Raw genomic sequence first — 15,975 nt, 5'->3', positions numbered from 1 at the left:
TTGAAGCGAAACATCACCTGGGCGCGCTTGGCCGGTGGCGTATTACGCCAGGCCGGGAACGCGGATTTGGCAGAGTCAATGGCTTGCTGGATGGTTTCACGGCTGGCCAACGGCACTTTATGAATCGCCTTGCCAGTGGAAGGGTTGAATACGTCGCTGCTACGACCGTTGTCGCTGACCAGTTCGCCGTGGATCAGGTGTTGAATCAAACTCATGCGGGGACTCCTGAAAAGGGGGAAGGCGCAGGCACGAAACGCTTCATGCCTGCCTCTATATAAGAAGGATCGAATCAGTCGAGCTTGTTCAGCACTTCGCCAACCGCATCGAACAGACGATCGAGGTCTTGTGGCTTGCTATTAAAGGTTGGGCCGAACTGCAGGGTGTCGCCGCCGAAGCGCACGTAGAAACCGGCTTTCCACAAGGCCATGCCGGCCTCGAATGGACGCACGATCGCATCACCGTCCCTGTGCGCGATCTGGATCGCACCGGCCAGGCCGAAGTTACGGATGTCGATCACGTTCTTCGCGCCCTTGATGCCGTGCAGCGCATTCTCGAAATGCGGAGCAACTTCAGCCACGCTCTGCACCAGGTTTTCCTTCTGCAGCAGATCCAGTGCCGCCAGACCCGCAGCGCACGCCACCGGGTGCGCCGAATAGGTGTAGCCGTGGGGGAATTCCACTGCGTACTCAGGCGTCGCCTGGTTCATGAAGGTCTGATAGATCTCGGAGCTGGCAATCACCGCGCCCATGGGAATGGCGCCGTTGGTGACCTGCTTGGCCACACACATCAGATCCGGGGTTACGCCGAAGCTGTCGGCGCCAAACATCGCACCCGTACGACCGAAGCCTGTGATCACTTCGTCGAACACCAGCAGGATGTTGTGCTGATCACAGATTTCCCGCAGACGCTTGAGATAACCCTGTGGCGGCACCAGTACGCCAGCCGAGCCAGCCATCGGCTCGACGAAGACCGCAGCGATATTGGAAGCATCGTGCAGTTCGATCAGCTTCAGCAGCTCATCGGCCAGGGCAATACCGCCCTGCTCCGGCATGCCACGGGAAAACGCGTTACTGGCCAGCAGAGTGTGCGGCAGGTGGTCCACATCCATCATTGCCTGGCCGAACAGTTTACGGTTGCCGTTGACCCCGCCCAGGCTGGTGCCGGCGATGTTCACACCGTGATAGCCACGGGCACGGCCGATCATCTTGGTCTTGGTCGACTGGCCTTTCAGGCGCCAGTAGGCACGCACCATCTTCACTGCGGTATCAGCGCACTCGGAGCCGGAGTCGGTGAAGAACACGTGGTTCAGGTTGCCCGGAGTCAGGTCGGTGATTTTTTCCGCCAGTTGAAACGACAGCGGGTGACCGTATTGGAAGCCTGGGGAGTAATCCAGGGTGCCCAGTTGCTTGGATACCGCTTCCTGGATCTCTTTGCGCGAGTGACCGGCGCCGCAAGTCCACAGACCGGACAGCGAGTCATAGACCTTGCGACCCTTGTCATCCACCAGCCAGCTGCCTTCGGCGCCGACGATCAGGCGCGGGTCGCGTTGGAAGTTGCGATTGGCGGTGTAGGGCATCCAGTGAGCGTCAAGCTTGAGCTGACTGGCCAAAGATGGAATCGCGGTTTCCGGCATGTTCATGAGCAAAACCTCGCAAGGCAATGAAGCGGCGTAGGAATAAAAGCGTTGTTGCGACTAAGTTGCCACGGCTATAAAGTCGGTGAAATCCAACTTTAATAACCTTCAGTCTGGCATCCACTAAACTATGAGCAGCCGTCGCGCCGACCCGCTGGCGCAAGTCAGCGACTTTGATATCCGCCTGCTGCGGATCTTTCGCAGCGTTGTGGAATGCGGTGGTTTCTCCGCCGCAGAGACCGTGCTCGGCATTGGCCGCTCGGCCATCAGCCAACAGATGAGTGATCTGGAGCAACGGGTCGGCCTGCGCCTGTGCCAACGCGGACGCGCCGGCTTTTCCCTCACCGAAGAAGGCCGCGAGGTCTATCAGTCGAGCCTGCAACTGCTCAGCGCCCTGGAGAGCTTCCGCACCGAGGTCAACGGCCTGCACCGCCACCTGCGGGGCGAGTTGATCATCGGCCTCACCGACAACCTGGTGACCCTGCCCCACATGCGCATCACCCACGCCCTGGCGCAATTGAAGGAGCGCGGCCCGGACGTGCAGATCCAGATCCGCATGATCGCCCCCAACGAAGTCGAGCAAGGGGTACTCGACGGTCGCCTGCACGTCGGCGTGGTGCCCCAGGCCAGCGCCCTGTCTGGATTGGAGTATCAGCCGCTGTATGACGAACGTTCGTTGCTGTACTGCGCGGTGGGCCATCCCCTGTTCTACGTGGACGACAAGCAACTGGACGATCAGCGTCTCAACGATCAGGACGCCATTGCCCCGACCTTCCGCCTGCCCGCGGAAATCCAGGCCCACTATCAAGCATTGAACTGCACCGCCAGCGCATCCGACCGCGAAGGCATGGCCTTCCTGATCCTCACCGGACGCTATATCGGCTACCTCCCTGACCACTACGCCACCCTCTGGGTGCAGCAGGGCCGGTTGCGCGCGCTCAAGCCCAAGTCGCGCTTCTATGACCTGAGCCTGGCATCGGTCACACGCAAGGGCCGGCGCCCCCACCTGGTGCTGGAAAGCTTCCTGGAGAGCCTGGCGGCGACCCGCTAAAAACCGGCAAAGCCCCGTACTCGCATGGCCGCATCGACAACCAGACAAAATGGCCTGAGCACCTGGACCGCTTTTTTGCAAAGACCTCGGCACCTAGAACCTTCAGCCCGAGCTCCACGCCCTGCAGCCAGATGCTTCCCGCAGCCGTGAACTGATCCATGGACTCAACGACCGCCGCAACCCCTGGCAGCCCTGCTGATGCGCCTGCTGCCGGAAGGTAAAAGCCTGCCAAACGACATAAATCCGGCGCCGGAAAATCACAGTCTGAAGGCCCGCTGAAGCTTTTGTCGCGCCAAGGCTTGTCTGATCAACCTGGGTGCGCTATCAACGCACAGGTTGCACCCACAGACTTGCTCGGAAACCTCCATGACCTTTGAAGTCCCCGCCCACAGCACTCCTCACCCAGGCAAACCCGCCAGCCGCATTCGACAGAAGAATGAAGAGGCCATCATCCAGGCCGCCGAGGACGAGTTCGCCCGTCACGGCTTCAAAGGCACCAGCATGAACACCATCGCGCAGAAGGCCGGCCTGCCCAAAGCCAACCTGCACTACTATTTCACCAACAAGCTGGGGCTGTACATCGCGGTGCTGAGCAACATCCTCGAACTCTGGGACAGCACCTTCAACACCCTCACCGCCGAGGATGACCCGGCGGAGGCCCTGACCCGCTACATCCGCGCCAAGATGGAATTTTCCCGTCGCCAGCCACAGGCCTCGCGGATCTTCGCCATGGAAATCATCAGTGGCGGCGAATGCCTGAGCGAATACTTCAGCCAGGACTACCGCGCCTGGTTCCAAGGCCGGGCCAATGTGTTCCAGGCCTGGATCGACGCCGGCAAGATGGACCCGGTTGACCCGGTGCACCTGATCTTCCTGCTCTGGGGCAGCACCCAGCACTACGCCGACTTCGCCACCCAGATCTGCCGCGTCACCGGCCGCAGCCGCCTGACCAAGCAGGATTTCGAAGAGGCCGGCACCAACCTGATCCGTATCATCCTCAAAGGCTGTGGCCTGACTCCCGCCCAGAAAGACTGACGCTCATGCCCTTTACCCTGGCCGGCCTTTGCGAGTACCGCGAAGAGATTCGCAAAAGCCGCTTCATCACCTTTGCCGCGCCCATCACCAGCGCGGTCGAGGCCCAAGCCTTCATCCAGCAATACAGTGACCTCAACGCCTCCCACAATTGCTGGGCGTGGAAGCTGGCCGATCAGTACCGCAGCAACGACGACGGCGAACCCGGCGGCACCGCCGGACGGCCGATCCTCGCGGCCATCGAGGCCCAGGATTGCGATCAGGTAGCCGTGCTGGTGATCCGCTGGTACGGCGGCATCCAGCTGGGCACTGGTGGCCTGGCCCGGGCCTACGGCGGCGGTGCCAACAAATGCCTGCAAGGCGCCGAACGCATCGCCCTGGTCAACCGCATACCGCTGCGCTGCGCCTGCAGTTTCAGCGAGCTGGCCCTGGTCAAGTTGCGGATCGCCGAGCTGGGCGGACTACTGGTCCAGGAAGACTTCACCGCCCATGGCGTGGAGTTGCAACTGGCCCTGGGCGAAGAGCAGATCGATACCCTGCAACAGCAGTTGGCCGACCTCAGCCGCGGACGCATCCTCTTGCAGCGCTGAGCGCACCAACCCGGCCCGAGCACCTTGTGCATAACCCGGCAGAGCCTCCCGCAGTTGCCCACATCTGCTGTGCACCCGACTGTGGATAACCTGAGCACATAGCGCTGTAACCCTTCTGTAACGTGGCTTTGCGGGCTTTGTTCATTTTTTGCCCAAAGTTCCTCCAGTGGACTTTTTTTGCAACGTAAAACAGCAAGTTAGAGTGGTTTATCGCGGTTGGAAGGCAAGGCTGCCGGGCTTATGCCCAAGTTCCAGGCTTGCACACAAATACTGTGGAGCAAGCTGTGGATAACCCGTGCAAGGCTGCTCCAGCCGCTGACGGCACAGGGCCTGCAGGCCACTGGTCATTTTTTGCGCAGTTTGCCGCGGACAAAAACAGAGCCCTTTCAAACACTTTGCCCCGAAGTGGTGCCCGGTATCCGCCTTCTCCGACAGTTCAAGGGGCACTCCAGGGCGGCGCCTGAGCTTTCCTGACCTACTGGCCAGGAAATTGCTTTATCCACAGCAACAACTCCAATCCCCTGAGCCCGTCATGCCAAATTCCGCTGTGCCCATCGCACAAACTCCGCGCCTGCAACTGCGCCAGATCAGCAAGCGCTATCCCGGTTGCCTGGCCAACGACGCCATCGACCTGAGCATCGCCCCAGGTGAAATCCAGGCCCTGCTCGGCGAGAACGGCGCCGGCAAAAGCACCTTGATGAAGATCATCTACGGGGTGATCCAGGCCGACTCGGGGGAGTTGATCTGGCAAGGCCGGCGTCAGCTCATCAGCAGCCCGGCCCAGGCTCGCGGCCTGGGAATCGGCATGGTGTTCCAGCATTTCTCATTGTTCGAAACCCTCAGCGTCGCGCAAAACATCGCCCTGGCCATGGGCGCGGCGGCCGGCACGCCGGGCCAGCTGGAAGGCAAGATCCGCGAAGTGTCCCAGCGCTACGGCATGGCCCTGGAACCCCAGCGCCTGGTGCACAGCCTGTCCATCGGCGAGCGCCAGCGAGTGGAGATCGTGCGCTGCCTGATGCAGGACATCCGCCTGTTGATTCTCGACGAACCCACCTCAGTGCTGACCCCGCAAGAGGCCGAAGAACTGTTCATCACCCTGCGCCGGCTGGCGGCCGAGGGCTGCAGCATCCTGTTCATCAGCCACAAGCTCGCCGAAGTCCGCGCGCTGTGCCACAGCGCCACAGTACTGCGGGGCGGCCGGGTGGCCGGTCACTGTCGGCCGGCCGAATGCTCGAACCAGGAACTGGCGCGACTGATGGTGGGTGACACGGCGGCCCTGCTCGCCGACTACCCCAAGGTCAGCGGCGCTACCGAATTCCTGCACATCCGCGAGTTGAGCTGGCACAACCCCGATCCCTTCGGCTGCTCCCTCAAGGCCATCGACCTGAGCCTGCGCAGTGGCGAAATCGTCGGCATCGCCGGGGTCGCCGGCAATGGCCAGGACGAACTGCTGGCCCTGCTCAGCGGCGAGCAACGCCTGGCTCCCGGTGAGGCCCAACGCATCTGCCTGGCCGGCCAGGCCGTCGGCCATCTCTACCCCGATGCAAGACGCCGAAAGGGGCTGGCCTTCGTCCCCGCCGAACGCCTGGGGCAAGGTGCCGTGCCGGAACTGAGCCTGGAAGACAACGCGCTGCTCAGCGCCTTTCAACAGGGACTGGTCCGCAATGGCCTGATTCAAAGAGCCAAGGTCCGCGCCCTGGCCGAGAAAATAATCCAGCGCTTCGGGGTCAAGACCGGTGATGCCCAGAGCCCGGCCCGCAGCCTGTCCGGCGGCAATCTGCAGAAATTCATCCTCGGCCGCGAGATCCTCCAGCAACCGCGCTTGCTGATCGCCGCGCACCCGACCTGGGGCGTCGACGTGGGTGCCGCTGCCACCATTCACCGGGCACTGATCGCCCTGCGCGATGCCGGCGCGGCGATCCTGGTGATCTCCGAAGACCTGGATGAACTGCTGCAGATCAGCGATCGCATTGCCGCCCTGTGCGGCGGTCGTCTCTCGACGCCCAAAGCCTGCGCCGACACCTCATTGGTCGAAGTCGGCGCCTGGATGGCCGGCCACTTCGAAGCCGTCCCTTCTACCCCCGCCCCGGCGGTTTAACGGAGTCGTCCATGCTGCTTTCACTCGAACCTCGCGGCCGCCAGTCGCGCCTGATGCTCTGGTGTTCCCCTCTTCTGGCCGCGCTGCTGACCCTGAGCTGTGGCGCCCTGCTGTTCATGGCCCTGGGGCATGACCCGCTGCTGACCTTGCACACCCTGCTGATCGCCCCGGTCAGCGACCTGTACGGCGTCTCGGAACTGCTGGTCAAGGCGCTGCCGATCCTGCTCTGCGCCCTGGGCCTGGCAGTGGCCTACCGGGCCCGCATCTGGAACATCGGCGCTGAAGGCCAATTGCTGATCGGGGCCCTGGCCGGCAGCGCCCTGGCGGTCAACCTCATCGAGTTGCAAAGTCGCTGGGCGCTGGTACTGATCCTGCTCACCGGCACCCTGGCCGGAGCCGCCTGGGCCGGGCTCACCGCCTGGTTGCGCACGCGTTTCAACGCCAACGAAATCCTTACCAGCATCATGCTCAACTACATCGCCCTGAACCTGTTGCTGTATTGCGTACACGGCCCATTGAAGGACCCCGCCGGGTTCAACTTCCCCGAGTCGGCGATGTTCGGCGACGCCAGCCGCTTGCCACAGTTGATGGAAGACGGTCGGGTCCACGCCGGGGTGTATTTCGCCCTGCTGGCCCTGGTGGCAGTCTGGGTACTGCTGCAGAAAAGCTTCGTCGGTTTCCAGATCAAGGTCCTCGGGCTGGACACCCGCGCCGCAGGTTTCGTCGGCTTTCGCCAGCAGCGCCTGATCTGGCTGGCGCTATTGATCAGCGGCGCCCTGGCAGGGCTGGCCGGGGTCTGTGAAGTCACCGGCCCCATCGGCCAACTGGTGCCGCAAGTCTCCCCCGGCTACGGCTATGCGGCGATCACCGTGGCCTTTCTTGGACGCTTGAACCCCATCGGCATCCTGTTCTCCAGCCTGCTCATGGCCCTGCTGTACATCGGTGGCGAAAGCGCGCAGATGAGCCTCAACCTGCCACAGGCCATTACCCAGTTGTTCCAGGGCATGATGCTGTTCTTCCTCCTGGCCTGTGACGTACTGATTCTCTATCGGCCGCGCCTGAACCTGCGCTGGGCACGCCGCGACACGCCCCTCAGCGCAACCGCCGGAGCCCTGTAATGGATATCGATCTGCTGAGCAATATTCTCTACGCCATGGTGCGCTGCGGCACGCCCTTGCTGCTGGTGGCCCTGGGGGAACTGATCTGTGAAAAGAGCGGCGTCCTCAACCTCGGCCAGGAAGGCATGATGCTGTTCGGCGCGGTGATAGGTTTTATCGTCGCCCTCAACAGCGGCCATTTGTGGCTTGGCGTGCTGCTGGCAATGGCGGCGGGAATGCTGCTCTCGGCGCTGTTTGCCCTGGTGGCCCTGGCGTTCAACGCCAATCAGGTGGCTACCGGGCTGGCGTTGACCATCTTCGGGGTCGGCCTGTCGAGCTTTGTCGGTGCGGCCTGGGTCGGCAAGCCACTGGCCGGGTTCGAACCGCTGGCGCTGCCATTGCTCAGCGACATCCCGCTGATCGGCCGCATGCTGTTTGCCCAGGATCTGCTGGTGTACTTGTCCTTCGCGCTGTTCGCCCTGGTGGCCTGGGTGATCCTCAAGAGCCGGGTTGGCCTGATCATCCAGGCCGTCGGCGAAAACCCCGACGCCGCCAGCGCCATGGGCCTGCCGGTGCTGCGGGTGCGCACTCTCGCGGTGCTGTTCGGCGGCGCCATGGCCGGGTTGGCCGGGGCCTACCTGTCCCTGGCCTACACCCCGATGTGGGCCGAGAACATGAGCGCCGGCCGCGGCTGGATTGCCCTGGCCCTGGTGGTGTTCGCCAGTTGGCGCGTGTGGCGACTGTTGCTCGGCGCCTACCTGTTCGGCCTGGCGAGCATCCTGCATCTGGTGGCCCAGGGCCTGGGGCTGGCGATACCCTCCAACCTGCTGGCGATGCTGCCGTATGCCGCCACCATCCTGGTGCTGGTGCTGCTATCGCGCGACGCCTTGCGCACCCGTTTGTACGCTCCGGTTTCCCTGGGGCAGCCGTGGCAGGCGGGGCATTAAATGACCGGCGCACGCCCGGCTGCAGCCAGCTTGCCGACGTCGCCTTTGACCGGCAGCAACTGCGCCACGCACCAGGCCAGTTCGAAAACCAGGAACACCGCGATCAATGCCGTGGCGCCGTGCATCAGGGCGTACCCCAGCCAGGTGGCAAACAGGAGGCGCCCCACCGCGTCATAACGACCAAACGCCTGCTGCGGATCACGAATCCGCAGCACCGACCATACGCAGACAATCGACCCCATGAGGTTGGCCATCAGCAGGTGCATCGGCTCGAACGGAGGCAGGCTACCGGGCAGATTGAAGGCCTGGACCGCGCCCTGCAGCAACTCGTGCAGGGCCATGAAGCTCCAGGGGGTGACAAAGGCCAGCGTCACCAGCAAGTCGTACCAGCCGCTGGCGCGGACCAATTTTCGGTAGTGTTCGGTCGTCCACATAGGAAGTGCTCCATCAACTCAAGGAGCGCGCAGGCTAAAGCCTGGAGTATGCTCAAGGGTCAAGCCCTTTCGAGCCCCATGCATGTGCATCGGAGAACTGGGCCAGTTGCGCCACGAGCTGCAACTGCGGCTGGGACAAGCCTGTCCATTGAATCCGTGATCCTCATTTATCAAGGAACCTCATCATGCCCACGGTAAAAACCGCACTGATCATCGGCGCCTCCCGGGGCCTTGGCCTCGGCCTGGTACAACGCCTGCTGGAAGACGGCTGGCAAGTCACCGCCACCGTGCGCAACCCGCACAAGGCCGAGGCCCTGCAGGCCCTGGGCAAGGTGCAGATCGAACAACTGGACATGGACGATCAACAAGCGGTGATCGCCCTGAGCCAGAAACTCAAGGACCAGGTGTTCGACCTGCTGTTCGTCAATGCCGGGGTCAAGGGCCCGGACAACCAGCTGCCGGGCCACGCGACCCTGGCCGAAGTCGGCCAGCTGTTCTTCACCAACGCGGTGGCGCCGATCAACCTGGCCCAGCGCTTTGTCGGGCAGATCCGCAAGGACAGCGGCGTGCTGGCGTTCATGAGTTCGGTGCTAGGCAGCGTGACCATGCCGGACGCTCCGGAGCTGGCGCTGTACAAGGCCAGCAAGGCGGCGCTGAATTCCATGACCAACAGTTTCGTGACCCAACTGCAACAGAAGCTGACCGTGCTCTCGCTGCACCCGGGCTGGGTAAAGACCGACATGGGCGGCGAAGGCGCCGACATCGACGTGCAAACCAGCACCCGTGGGCTGATCGCCCAGATCAACGCCTACACCGGCAAGGGCGGCCATCACTTCGTCAACTACAAGGGCGAAACCATCCCCTGGTAAGCCCGCAACCTCTGTAACCTATGCCCCTGGCAGCGCTTGCACAGCGCGGCCAAGGCTCTGCAACGGGGGGCAAACCGCAAGTTTTGTCCCCCGGCACATCTTTCGCTAGACTGCGCACCTCGCCCCTTGCGGCGACCCTGGATCAGCAGACAGGGCAACACTGAGCTGGCTAACCTGAACCCACTTTCAGAGGAGCCGGCCACCATGCCTGCGACCCGTACCTGGTTAAAAAATCCCCTGGCCATCTTCACCGGCAATGCCCTCGACGCCCGTGGCGGCCTGGTCGTGCAAGACGGTCTGATCGTCGAAGTCCTGGGCCTGGGCCAACAGCCTGCGAGCCCTTGCCAACAGGTCTTCGATGCCCGCGAGCACGTGTTGCTGCCGGGCCTGATCAACACCCACCATCACTTCTACCAAACCCTGACCCGGGCCTGGGCGCCGGTGGTCAACCAGCCGCTGTTCCCCTGGCTCAAGACCCTGTACCCGGTCTGGGCGCGGCTGACCCCGGAAAAACTCGCCCTGGCCACCAAAGTGGCGCTGGCCGAACTGCTGCTCTCCGGTTGCACCACCGCCGCCGACCATCACTACCTGTTCCCGGACGGTCTGGAAAACGCCATCGACGTACAAGTCGAAAGCGTGCGTGAACTGGGCATGCGCGCCATGCTCACCCGCGGTTCCATGAGCCTTGGCGAAAAGGACGGCGGCCTGCCACCGCAACAGACCGTGCAGGAAGGCCAGGTGATTCTCGACGACAGTCAGCGCCTGATTCACCAGTACCACGAGCGTGGCGACGGCGCGCAAATCCAGATTGCCCTGGCGCCGTGCTCGCCGTTCTCGGTGACCCCGGAAATCATGTCGGCCAGCGCCGAACTGGCCAACGGACTCGATGTGCGCCTGCACACTCACCTCGCCGAGACCCTCGACGAAGAAGACTTCTGCCTGCAGCGCTTCGGCCTGCGCACCGTGGATTACCTGGACAGCGTCGGCTGGCTCGGTCCGCGTACCTGGCTGGCCCACGGCATCCACTTCAACCCGGATGAAATCGCCCGCCTGGGCGCTGCCGGCACCGGCATCTGCCATTGTCCGAGTTCGAACATGCGCCTGGCCTCCGGCATCTGCCCCAGTATCGAGCTGACCGATGCGGGGGCGCCGCTTGGCTTGGGCGTGGATGGCTCGGCATCCAATGATGCCTCGAACATGATCCTCGAAGCCCGTCAGGCGCTGTACATCCAGCGTCTGCGCTACGGCGCCGAGAAGATCACCCCGGAGCGGGTACTGGGCTGGGCGACCCAGGGTTCGGCAAGCCTGTTGGGCCGCACCGACATCGGCGAGCTGGCGGCGGGCAAGCAGGCGGACCTGGCGTTGTTCAAGCTTGATGAGCTGCGTTTCTCGGGTAGCCATGATCCGGTTTCGGCGCTGCTGTTGTGCGGCGCGGATCGAGCGGACCGGGTCATGATTGGTGGCAAGTGGCGGGTGATTGATGGCCAGGTCGAAGGGCTCGACCTGAAAAACCTGATCGCCGATCACAGCCAGGCGGCCCGGCAGTTGATCGCCGGTAGCTGATCGTTGAGTCCAACGGCGAGGGACCCGATCCCTCGCCTGCGCCTTAAGCGGAATCGGATTGAGGAAACATGTTAGTTTCCGCCCTCGAACGAACCGCTATAGGGACATTACGTGAAACAAAAGTACGGACTGGCGCTCTGCGTCGCGCTGCTGATTTCAGGCTGCGAGAAACTGGAGGTTGCTGGCCCGCCCAGCAAAGTGCTGTCCCCTGAAAAAGTGGCAGAAATTGCTTCGACCATCAGCCGCAAATACCCGAATCTGTCCCCACAAAACCGCGATGCCGTACTCAACACAGTGATCCGCTCGCTGGACAACATGGTGTTGATTGAAGGGGGCGAATTCCAGATGGGCGATTTCGGTTGGCCCCATGGCTTCGACCCACTTGCCTTGTGCCAATGGCCCTGCGGCGTGGACCCGGCAAAAATGGAGCGGATCAGTCTCGACGTCGATGACGATTTCGTTCACCCGGTCAAATTGAGCAGCTATTACCTGTCCTCGCTGCAAACCACCTTGGGCGATTTTGATCTGTTCTTCCTGGCCCAAGGCAAGCCGCCATTCGACGCTGAACTTCGTAAACGCGAAGACATGAAGCACCTCTACCTTGAAAACCTGCCCGCCCCGGCCTCTCGATCATGGCAAGAGGCCAAGGATTACTGTGGCTGGCTGGCAGACCTCAGCGGCTATCGCGTCGATCTGCCGACCGAGGCGCAATGGGAATATGCGGCGCGCAACCGCGGCCAGCCGGTGATGTTCGCCACCGACAACGGCAATCTGGATTACGGCCGCAACTTCCCGGCCCCTGACGACAACGAAACCTTCGCCGTGGACAGGTTTGTGCCCAATCCGCTGGGCCTCTACAACCTCACCGGCAACGCCAGTGAATGGGTCAACGATTGGTACGATAAACACTACTATCGCGAGTCTCCCGTGGAGAACCCGCAAGGGCCTGAAACAGGCATCTATCGGGCGCAACGCGGCGCCAACAACAAGTTTGCCAACGACCCGACCTTTTCTCCTTCGGCCAGCACCGTGCGCCGTTGGCGTTGGGGGGCACTGGCGGCCTGGAATGCCCCGGGTGTCAGCTTTCGCTGCGCCATCCAGTCAGCTCAGCCGCTTTAAAGGCCCAGCAGCGACAGCATGATGAAGGTGGCAAACAGCACAAAGTGAGTCATGCCTTCTATGGCATTGGTTTCACCGTCGTTGAGGTTGATCGCGCTGACGATCAGGGTGATGAACACCATCACTGTCTGCACCGGAGTCATGGCCATCTGGAACGGCTGGCCGGTGTACAAGGCCATGGCCTCCATCACCGGCACCGTGAGGATCACCGTCGACAGGGAGGCGCCCAGTGCCACGTTGACCACCGACTGCATGCGGTTGGCCAAGGCCGCGCGCAGGGCGGTGAGAATCTCCGGCGCGGCGGAAATGGCCGCCACCAGGATTGCCGTGATCACCGGCGGTGCGCCCGTGCCTTCCAGGCCCAGGTCAAGGGTCTTGGACATGACCTCGGCCAGGGCACCGATCACCACCACCCCGAACACCAGGATGCCGATGCTCCAGGCCAGGTTGACGGCATGGGGCTGTTCCTGGGCCTCTTTAGCACGGCGCTTTTCCGGGTAGCTATAGCTGAAGAAGTAACTGTGGGGCCCGACCTGCATGCGCAGGAACAGGGTATAGAGCACCACCATCGCGCCAATGGTGAAGGCCGAATACACCTTCCAGTCGGCCTCGGGGATGAACTCCGGCACCACCATCGACACGCCCATGGCGGTGAGGATCATCACGCTGTAGGTGCGCGCCGAATCGTCGTTGTAAGGCTGCTCGCCGTGCTTGATGCCGCCCATCAACGCGGCCAGGCCGAGGATGCCATTGATGTCCAGCATCACCGCCGAATAGATGGTGTCGCGCACCAGGGTCGGCGAAGCTTCGTTGCTCATCATGATGGCCAGGATCACCACCTCCACCAGCACCGCAGCCAGGGTCAGGATCATGGTGCCGTAGGGGTCGCCGACCTTTTCCGCCAGCCGTTCGGCGTGGTGGGCAACGCGCATCGAGGCGATGACGATAAAGCCGATCAGCACCAGCCCGGCCATCAGGGCAATGCCTTGGCCGCTATTGAGCAACAGGTGTTCCAGGGGATAGGCGGCCACGGCAGCCAGCAGCGCAAGCAGCAGAAACTGTTCTTGCTTGAGGGAAGTGAGCATCGCAGTCCTTTGACGGAAATAAAAACCAGTACAGGAGATGAGTAAAAGACTGCTTCGGGTCACTAACGTTTCGTTACATGTCAGTGCACCAGGCTCAGGCGCCGCGCACCGGGATGGATCTTGAACAGCCCTTCGCCGGCAAGCCGGCTCCTACATTCCAACGCCGTAGGAGCTGGCTTGCCAGCGAAAAACGCGCTCCAAAGCCCCCGTAGAAACCGCCTCGCCGGCGCAACGCCGATCTTTGTTGTCCTGTTGGTCAGCTATTTGCATTGCCCTCCAGCGCTTGCCGACCCAGTCCTCCCCCACAACAAGATGGAGCTCCAATTCATGCATACACGCCCGTTGCACAAGCTGCTCTGCGCCCTGGCCGCCGCTGTCGGCCTGAGTGCCAGTCTCGCCGCCAGCGCTGCCGATCCGCTGAAGGTCGGCTTCGTCTACATCGGTCCCATCGGTGACCACGGCTGGACCTATCAGCATGAACAAGGACGCAAGGCACTGGCGGAAAAATTCGGCGAGCAGATCAAGACCAACTACGTCGAGAACGTGGCCGAAGGCGCCGACGCCGAGCGGGTGATCCGCAACATGGCCAAGGATCATTACGACCTGATCTTCACCACCTCCTTCGGCTACATGAACCCCACCCTGAAAGTCGCCAAGCAGTTCCCCAAGGTGACCTTCGAACACGCCACCGGCTACAAGCAGGACAAGAACCTCGGAACCTACCTGGCACGCACTTACGAGGGCCGTTATGTCGGCGGCTTCCTCGCGGCAAAGATGACCAAGACCAAGAAGATCGGCTACGTCGCCTCCTTCCCGATCCCGGAAGTGATCCGCGACATCAACGCCATCCAGCTAGCCCTGAACAAGTACAACCCGGGCACCGAGATCAAAGTGGTGTGGGTCAACTCCTGGTTCGACCCGGGCAAGGAAGCCGACGCCGCCAACGCCCTGATCGACCAGGGCGCCGACGTGATCTTCCAGCACACCGACAGCCCGGCGCCGATCCAGGCCGCAGAACGCCGTGGCGTGTATGCGGTGGGCTACGCCTCGGACATGGCCCACTTCGGCCCCAAGGCGGTGCTGACCTCCATCGTCAACAACTGGGCCCCCCATTACATCCAGGCCACCCAAGGGGTGCTGGACCACAGCTGGACATCCCAGGACTACTGGGGCGGCCTGAAAGAGGGTACGGTTGAGCTGCCCCTCAGCGACCTGCTGCCGGCCCCGGTGAAAGCCGAGGCCGAGCAGATCATCGCCAGCATCAAGAGTGGCCAGTTCCACCCGTTCACCGGCCCGATCAAGGACCAGGGCGGGACAGAAAAAATCCCTGCGGGGGTCAGCGCCAGCAATGCCGAACTGGCCTCGATGAACTACTACGTCGAAGGCCTGAAGGCAGACCTCCCCAAATAAGCTGGTCGTCGCTGCCGGAGCACCCGCCAGCGACGACGGACCGCCAACAGGATGGGAGCCTTTTCATGCATCAACTGCCGATCATCGATATCAGCCCGCTGTATCAGGAGGCCCAGCCAGGCTGGGACAGTGTCGCCAAACAGATCGACCGCGCCTGTCGCGAATGGGGCTTCTTCTACATCAAGGGCCACCCGATCAGCGCACAACGCATCGAGCAATTGCTGGCCATGGCCAAGCAGTTCTTCGCCCTGCCCAGCGCCGAAAAACTCAAGATCGACATCACCCAGAGCCGCCACCATCGCGGCTACGGCGCCATCGCCACCGAGCAGCTGGACCCGGGCAAGCCCAGCGACCTCAAGGAAACCTTCGACATGGGCCTGCATCTGCCCGCCGAGCATCCCGAGGTAGTGGCGGACAAGCCCCTGCGCGGCCCCAACCGCCACCCGGACCTGCCCGGCTGGAAAGACCTGATGGAGCAGCACTACCAGGACATGCAGGCCCTGGCCCAGACCCTGCTGCGGGCCATGACCCTGGCCCTGGGCATCGAACGCGACTTCTTCGACCGCCGCTTCCAGGACCCGGTCAGCGTGCTGCGGCTGATCCACTATCCGCCGCGCCACACCGCCAGCAGCACCGAGCAGCAAGGCGCCGGCGCCCACACCGACTATGGCTGCATCACCCTGCTCTACCAGGACGCCGCCGGTGGCTTGCAGGTACGCAACGTCCAGGGGCAATGGATCGACGCGCCGCCCATTGCAGGCACCTTCGTGGTCAACCTCGGCGACATGATGGCGCGCTGGAGCAACGACCGTTACCTGTCGACTCCGCACCGGGTCATCAGCCCGCTGGGGGTGGACCGCTACTCGATGCCGTTCTTCGCCGAACCGCACCCGGACACCCGCATCGAATGCCTGCCCGGCTGCCAGGACGCGGAGCATCCGGCCAAGTATCCGCTGACCACCTGCGCCGAATTCCTGCTCTCGCGTTTTGCCGATACCTACGCCTATCGCCGGGAGCTGGAGCAGGCCTGATCGCCCACTCGGTCAG

At 62.7% G+C, this 15,975-nt stretch carries 15 protein-coding genes (1 of these 15 running past the window's edge); 11 read left to right on the top strand and 4 right to left on the bottom strand.

Translation table 11 applies throughout. The features are described from left to right. Together PFZ56_RS09540 and PFZ56_RS09535 are read right to left on the bottom strand one after the other, a co-directional pair. Positions 1-215, bottom strand: the beginning of a protein-coding gene (locus tag PFZ56_RS09540; protein ID WP_102863050.1) for a CoA-acylating methylmalonate-semialdehyde dehydrogenase. 1,279 nt of this gene lie to the left of the window's left edge; only the first 215 of its 1,494 coding nucleotides appear in the window; it begins with the start codon at positions 213-215; its stop codon lies off the left edge, out of view. A 74-nt stretch (positions 216-289) separates the two neighbouring features. After that, a complete protein-coding gene (locus PFZ56_RS09535; protein WP_102881904.1) occupies positions 290-1,639 on the bottom strand; it encodes an aspartate aminotransferase family protein in 1,350 nt (449 codons plus the stop codon). A 124-nt stretch (positions 1,640-1,763) separates the two neighbouring features. Here PFZ56_RS09535 and PFZ56_RS09530 point away from each other — a divergent pair, with 124 nt between their 5' ends. The 6 genes from PFZ56_RS09530 (at position 1,764) to PFZ56_RS09505 (ending at position 8,448) form a co-directional block, all read left to right on the top strand. Beyond that, complete coding sequence (locus PFZ56_RS09530; RefSeq protein WP_102863048.1) at positions 1,764-2,684, top strand: LysR family transcriptional regulator; 921 nt, start codon at positions 1,764-1,766, stop codon at positions 2,682-2,684. 366 nt (positions 2,685-3,050) lie between these two features. Next, entirely contained in the window at positions 3,051-3,719 is a 669-nt protein-coding gene (locus PFZ56_RS09525; RefSeq protein WP_102863047.1) for a TetR/AcrR family transcriptional regulator, read from the top strand. 5 nt (positions 3,720-3,724) lie between these two features. Then, positions 3,725-4,306, top strand: a complete 582-nt coding sequence (locus PFZ56_RS09520; protein WP_102881906.1) for a YigZ family protein — start codon at positions 3,725-3,727, stop codon at positions 4,304-4,306. Between the two features lie 532 nt (positions 4,307-4,838). Continuing rightward, positions 4,839-6,404 carry an ABC transporter ATP-binding protein gene (locus PFZ56_RS09515; RefSeq protein WP_170001538.1) on the top strand — a complete coding sequence of 522 codons (1,566 nt, stop codon included), beginning with the start codon at positions 4,839-4,841 and terminating at the stop codon, positions 6,402-6,404. An 11-nt stretch (positions 6,405-6,415) separates the two neighbouring features. Further along, positions 6,416-7,522: an ABC transporter permease gene (locus tag PFZ56_RS09510; protein ID WP_170001539.1), complete on the top strand. Its 1,107-nt coding sequence runs from the start codon at positions 6,416-6,418 to the stop codon at positions 7,520-7,522. Beyond that, on the top strand, positions 7,522-8,448 hold the full coding sequence (locus tag PFZ56_RS09505) for an ABC transporter permease (RefSeq protein ID WP_102881909.1): 927 nt from the start codon (positions 7,522-7,524) through the stop codon (positions 8,446-8,448). Before PFZ56_RS09510 ends, PFZ56_RS09505 begins: the two co-directional genes overlap by 1 nt. On the opposite strand, the gene PFZ56_RS09500 is transcribed toward PFZ56_RS09505, so the two are convergent. Then, positions 8,445-8,882 (bottom strand): hypothetical protein, encoded by a 438-nt coding sequence (locus PFZ56_RS09500; RefSeq protein ID WP_102881910.1) that lies wholly within the window; start codon positions 8,880-8,882, stop codon positions 8,445-8,447. The genes PFZ56_RS09505 and PFZ56_RS09500 overlap by 4 nt on opposite strands. Positions 8,883-9,067: 185 nt before the next feature. Between PFZ56_RS09500 and PFZ56_RS09495 the strand changes: the two genes are divergently transcribed. The 3 genes from PFZ56_RS09495 (at position 9,068) to PFZ56_RS09485 (ending at position 12,433) form a co-directional block, all read left to right on the top strand. Next, positions 9,068-9,751, top strand: coding sequence for an SDR family oxidoreductase (locus tag PFZ56_RS09495; protein ID WP_102881911.1), 684 nt, complete (start codon positions 9,068-9,070; stop codon positions 9,749-9,751). Between the two features lie 204 nt (positions 9,752-9,955). Further along, positions 9,956-11,314 carry an 8-oxoguanine deaminase gene (locus PFZ56_RS09490; protein ID WP_170001540.1) on the top strand — a complete coding sequence of 453 codons (1,359 nt, stop codon included), beginning with the start codon at positions 9,956-9,958 and terminating at the stop codon, positions 11,312-11,314. A 111-nt stretch (positions 11,315-11,425) separates the two neighbouring features. Continuing rightward, entirely contained in the window at positions 11,426-12,433 is a 1,008-nt protein-coding gene (locus tag PFZ56_RS09485) for an SUMF1/EgtB/PvdO family nonheme iron enzyme (protein ID WP_346010518.1), read from the top strand. Here PFZ56_RS09485 and PFZ56_RS09480 read toward each other — a convergent pair. Next, positions 12,430-13,518, bottom strand: coding sequence for a calcium:proton antiporter (locus tag PFZ56_RS09480; RefSeq protein ID WP_102881913.1), 1,089 nt, complete (start codon positions 13,516-13,518; stop codon positions 12,430-12,432). The two genes, PFZ56_RS09485 and PFZ56_RS09480, sit on opposite strands and share 4 nt — an antisense overlap. A gap of 327 nt (positions 13,519-13,845) precedes the next feature. On the opposite strand from PFZ56_RS09480, the gene PFZ56_RS09475 reads away from it, so the two are divergent. Continuing rightward, positions 13,846-14,928, top strand: coding sequence for a BMP family ABC transporter substrate-binding protein (locus tag PFZ56_RS09475; RefSeq protein ID WP_170001541.1), 1,083 nt, complete (start codon positions 13,846-13,848; stop codon positions 14,926-14,928). A gap of 65 nt (positions 14,929-14,993) precedes the next feature. Further along, entirely contained in the window at positions 14,994-15,959 is a 966-nt protein-coding gene (locus PFZ56_RS09470; protein ID WP_170001542.1) for a 2-oxoglutarate and iron-dependent oxygenase domain-containing protein, read from the top strand. The last annotated feature ends 16 nt before the right edge of the window (positions 15,960-15,975 follow it).

It is taken from the genome of Pseudomonas danubii (assembly GCF_042980055.1).
Lineage (GTDB): Bacteria > Pseudomonadota > Gammaproteobacteria > Pseudomonadales > Pseudomonadaceae > Aquipseudomonas > Aquipseudomonas danubii.
The sequence above is the reverse complement of the archived record's forward strand: the minus strand, read 5'-3'. Positions and strand labels throughout refer to the sequence as shown.

What these genes read in the sequence shown, in the direction of transcription:
- PFZ56_RS09535 (WP_102881904.1), bottom strand. Translation starts at nt 1,639, where the DNA reads ATGAACATGCCGGAAACCGCGATTCCATCTTTGGCCAGTCAGCTCAAG.
- PFZ56_RS09530 (WP_102863048.1), top strand. Translation starts at nt 1,764, where the DNA reads ATGAGCAGCCGTCGCGCCGACCCGCTGGCGCAAGTCAGCGACTTTGAT.
- PFZ56_RS09525 (WP_102863047.1), top strand. Translation starts at nt 3,051, where the DNA reads ATGACCTTTGAAGTCCCCGCCCACAGCACTCCTCACCCAGGCAAACCC.
- PFZ56_RS09520 (WP_102881906.1), top strand. Translation starts at nt 3,725, where the DNA reads ATGCCCTTTACCCTGGCCGGCCTTTGCGAGTACCGCGAAGAGATTCGC.
- PFZ56_RS09515 (WP_170001538.1), top strand. Translation starts at nt 4,839, where the DNA reads ATGCCAAATTCCGCTGTGCCCATCGCACAAACTCCGCGCCTGCAACTG.
- PFZ56_RS09510 (WP_170001539.1), top strand. Translation starts at nt 6,416, where the DNA reads ATGCTGCTTTCACTCGAACCTCGCGGCCGCCAGTCGCGCCTGATGCTC.
- PFZ56_RS09505 (WP_102881909.1), top strand. Translation starts at nt 7,522, where the DNA reads ATGGATATCGATCTGCTGAGCAATATTCTCTACGCCATGGTGCGCTGC.
- PFZ56_RS09500 (WP_102881910.1), bottom strand. Translation starts at nt 8,882, where the DNA reads ATGTGGACGACCGAACACTACCGAAAATTGGTCCGCGCCAGCGGCTGG.
- PFZ56_RS09495 (WP_102881911.1), top strand. Translation starts at nt 9,068, where the DNA reads ATGCCCACGGTAAAAACCGCACTGATCATCGGCGCCTCCCGGGGCCTT.
- PFZ56_RS09490 (WP_170001540.1), top strand. Translation starts at nt 9,956, where the DNA reads ATGCCTGCGACCCGTACCTGGTTAAAAAATCCCCTGGCCATCTTCACC.
- PFZ56_RS09480 (WP_102881913.1), bottom strand. Translation starts at nt 13,518, where the DNA reads ATGCTCACTTCCCTCAAGCAAGAACAGTTTCTGCTGCTTGCGCTGCTG.
- PFZ56_RS09475 (WP_170001541.1), top strand. Translation starts at nt 13,846, where the DNA reads ATGCATACACGCCCGTTGCACAAGCTGCTCTGCGCCCTGGCCGCCGCT.
- PFZ56_RS09470 (WP_170001542.1), top strand. Translation starts at nt 14,994, where the DNA reads ATGCATCAACTGCCGATCATCGATATCAGCCCGCTGTATCAGGAGGCC.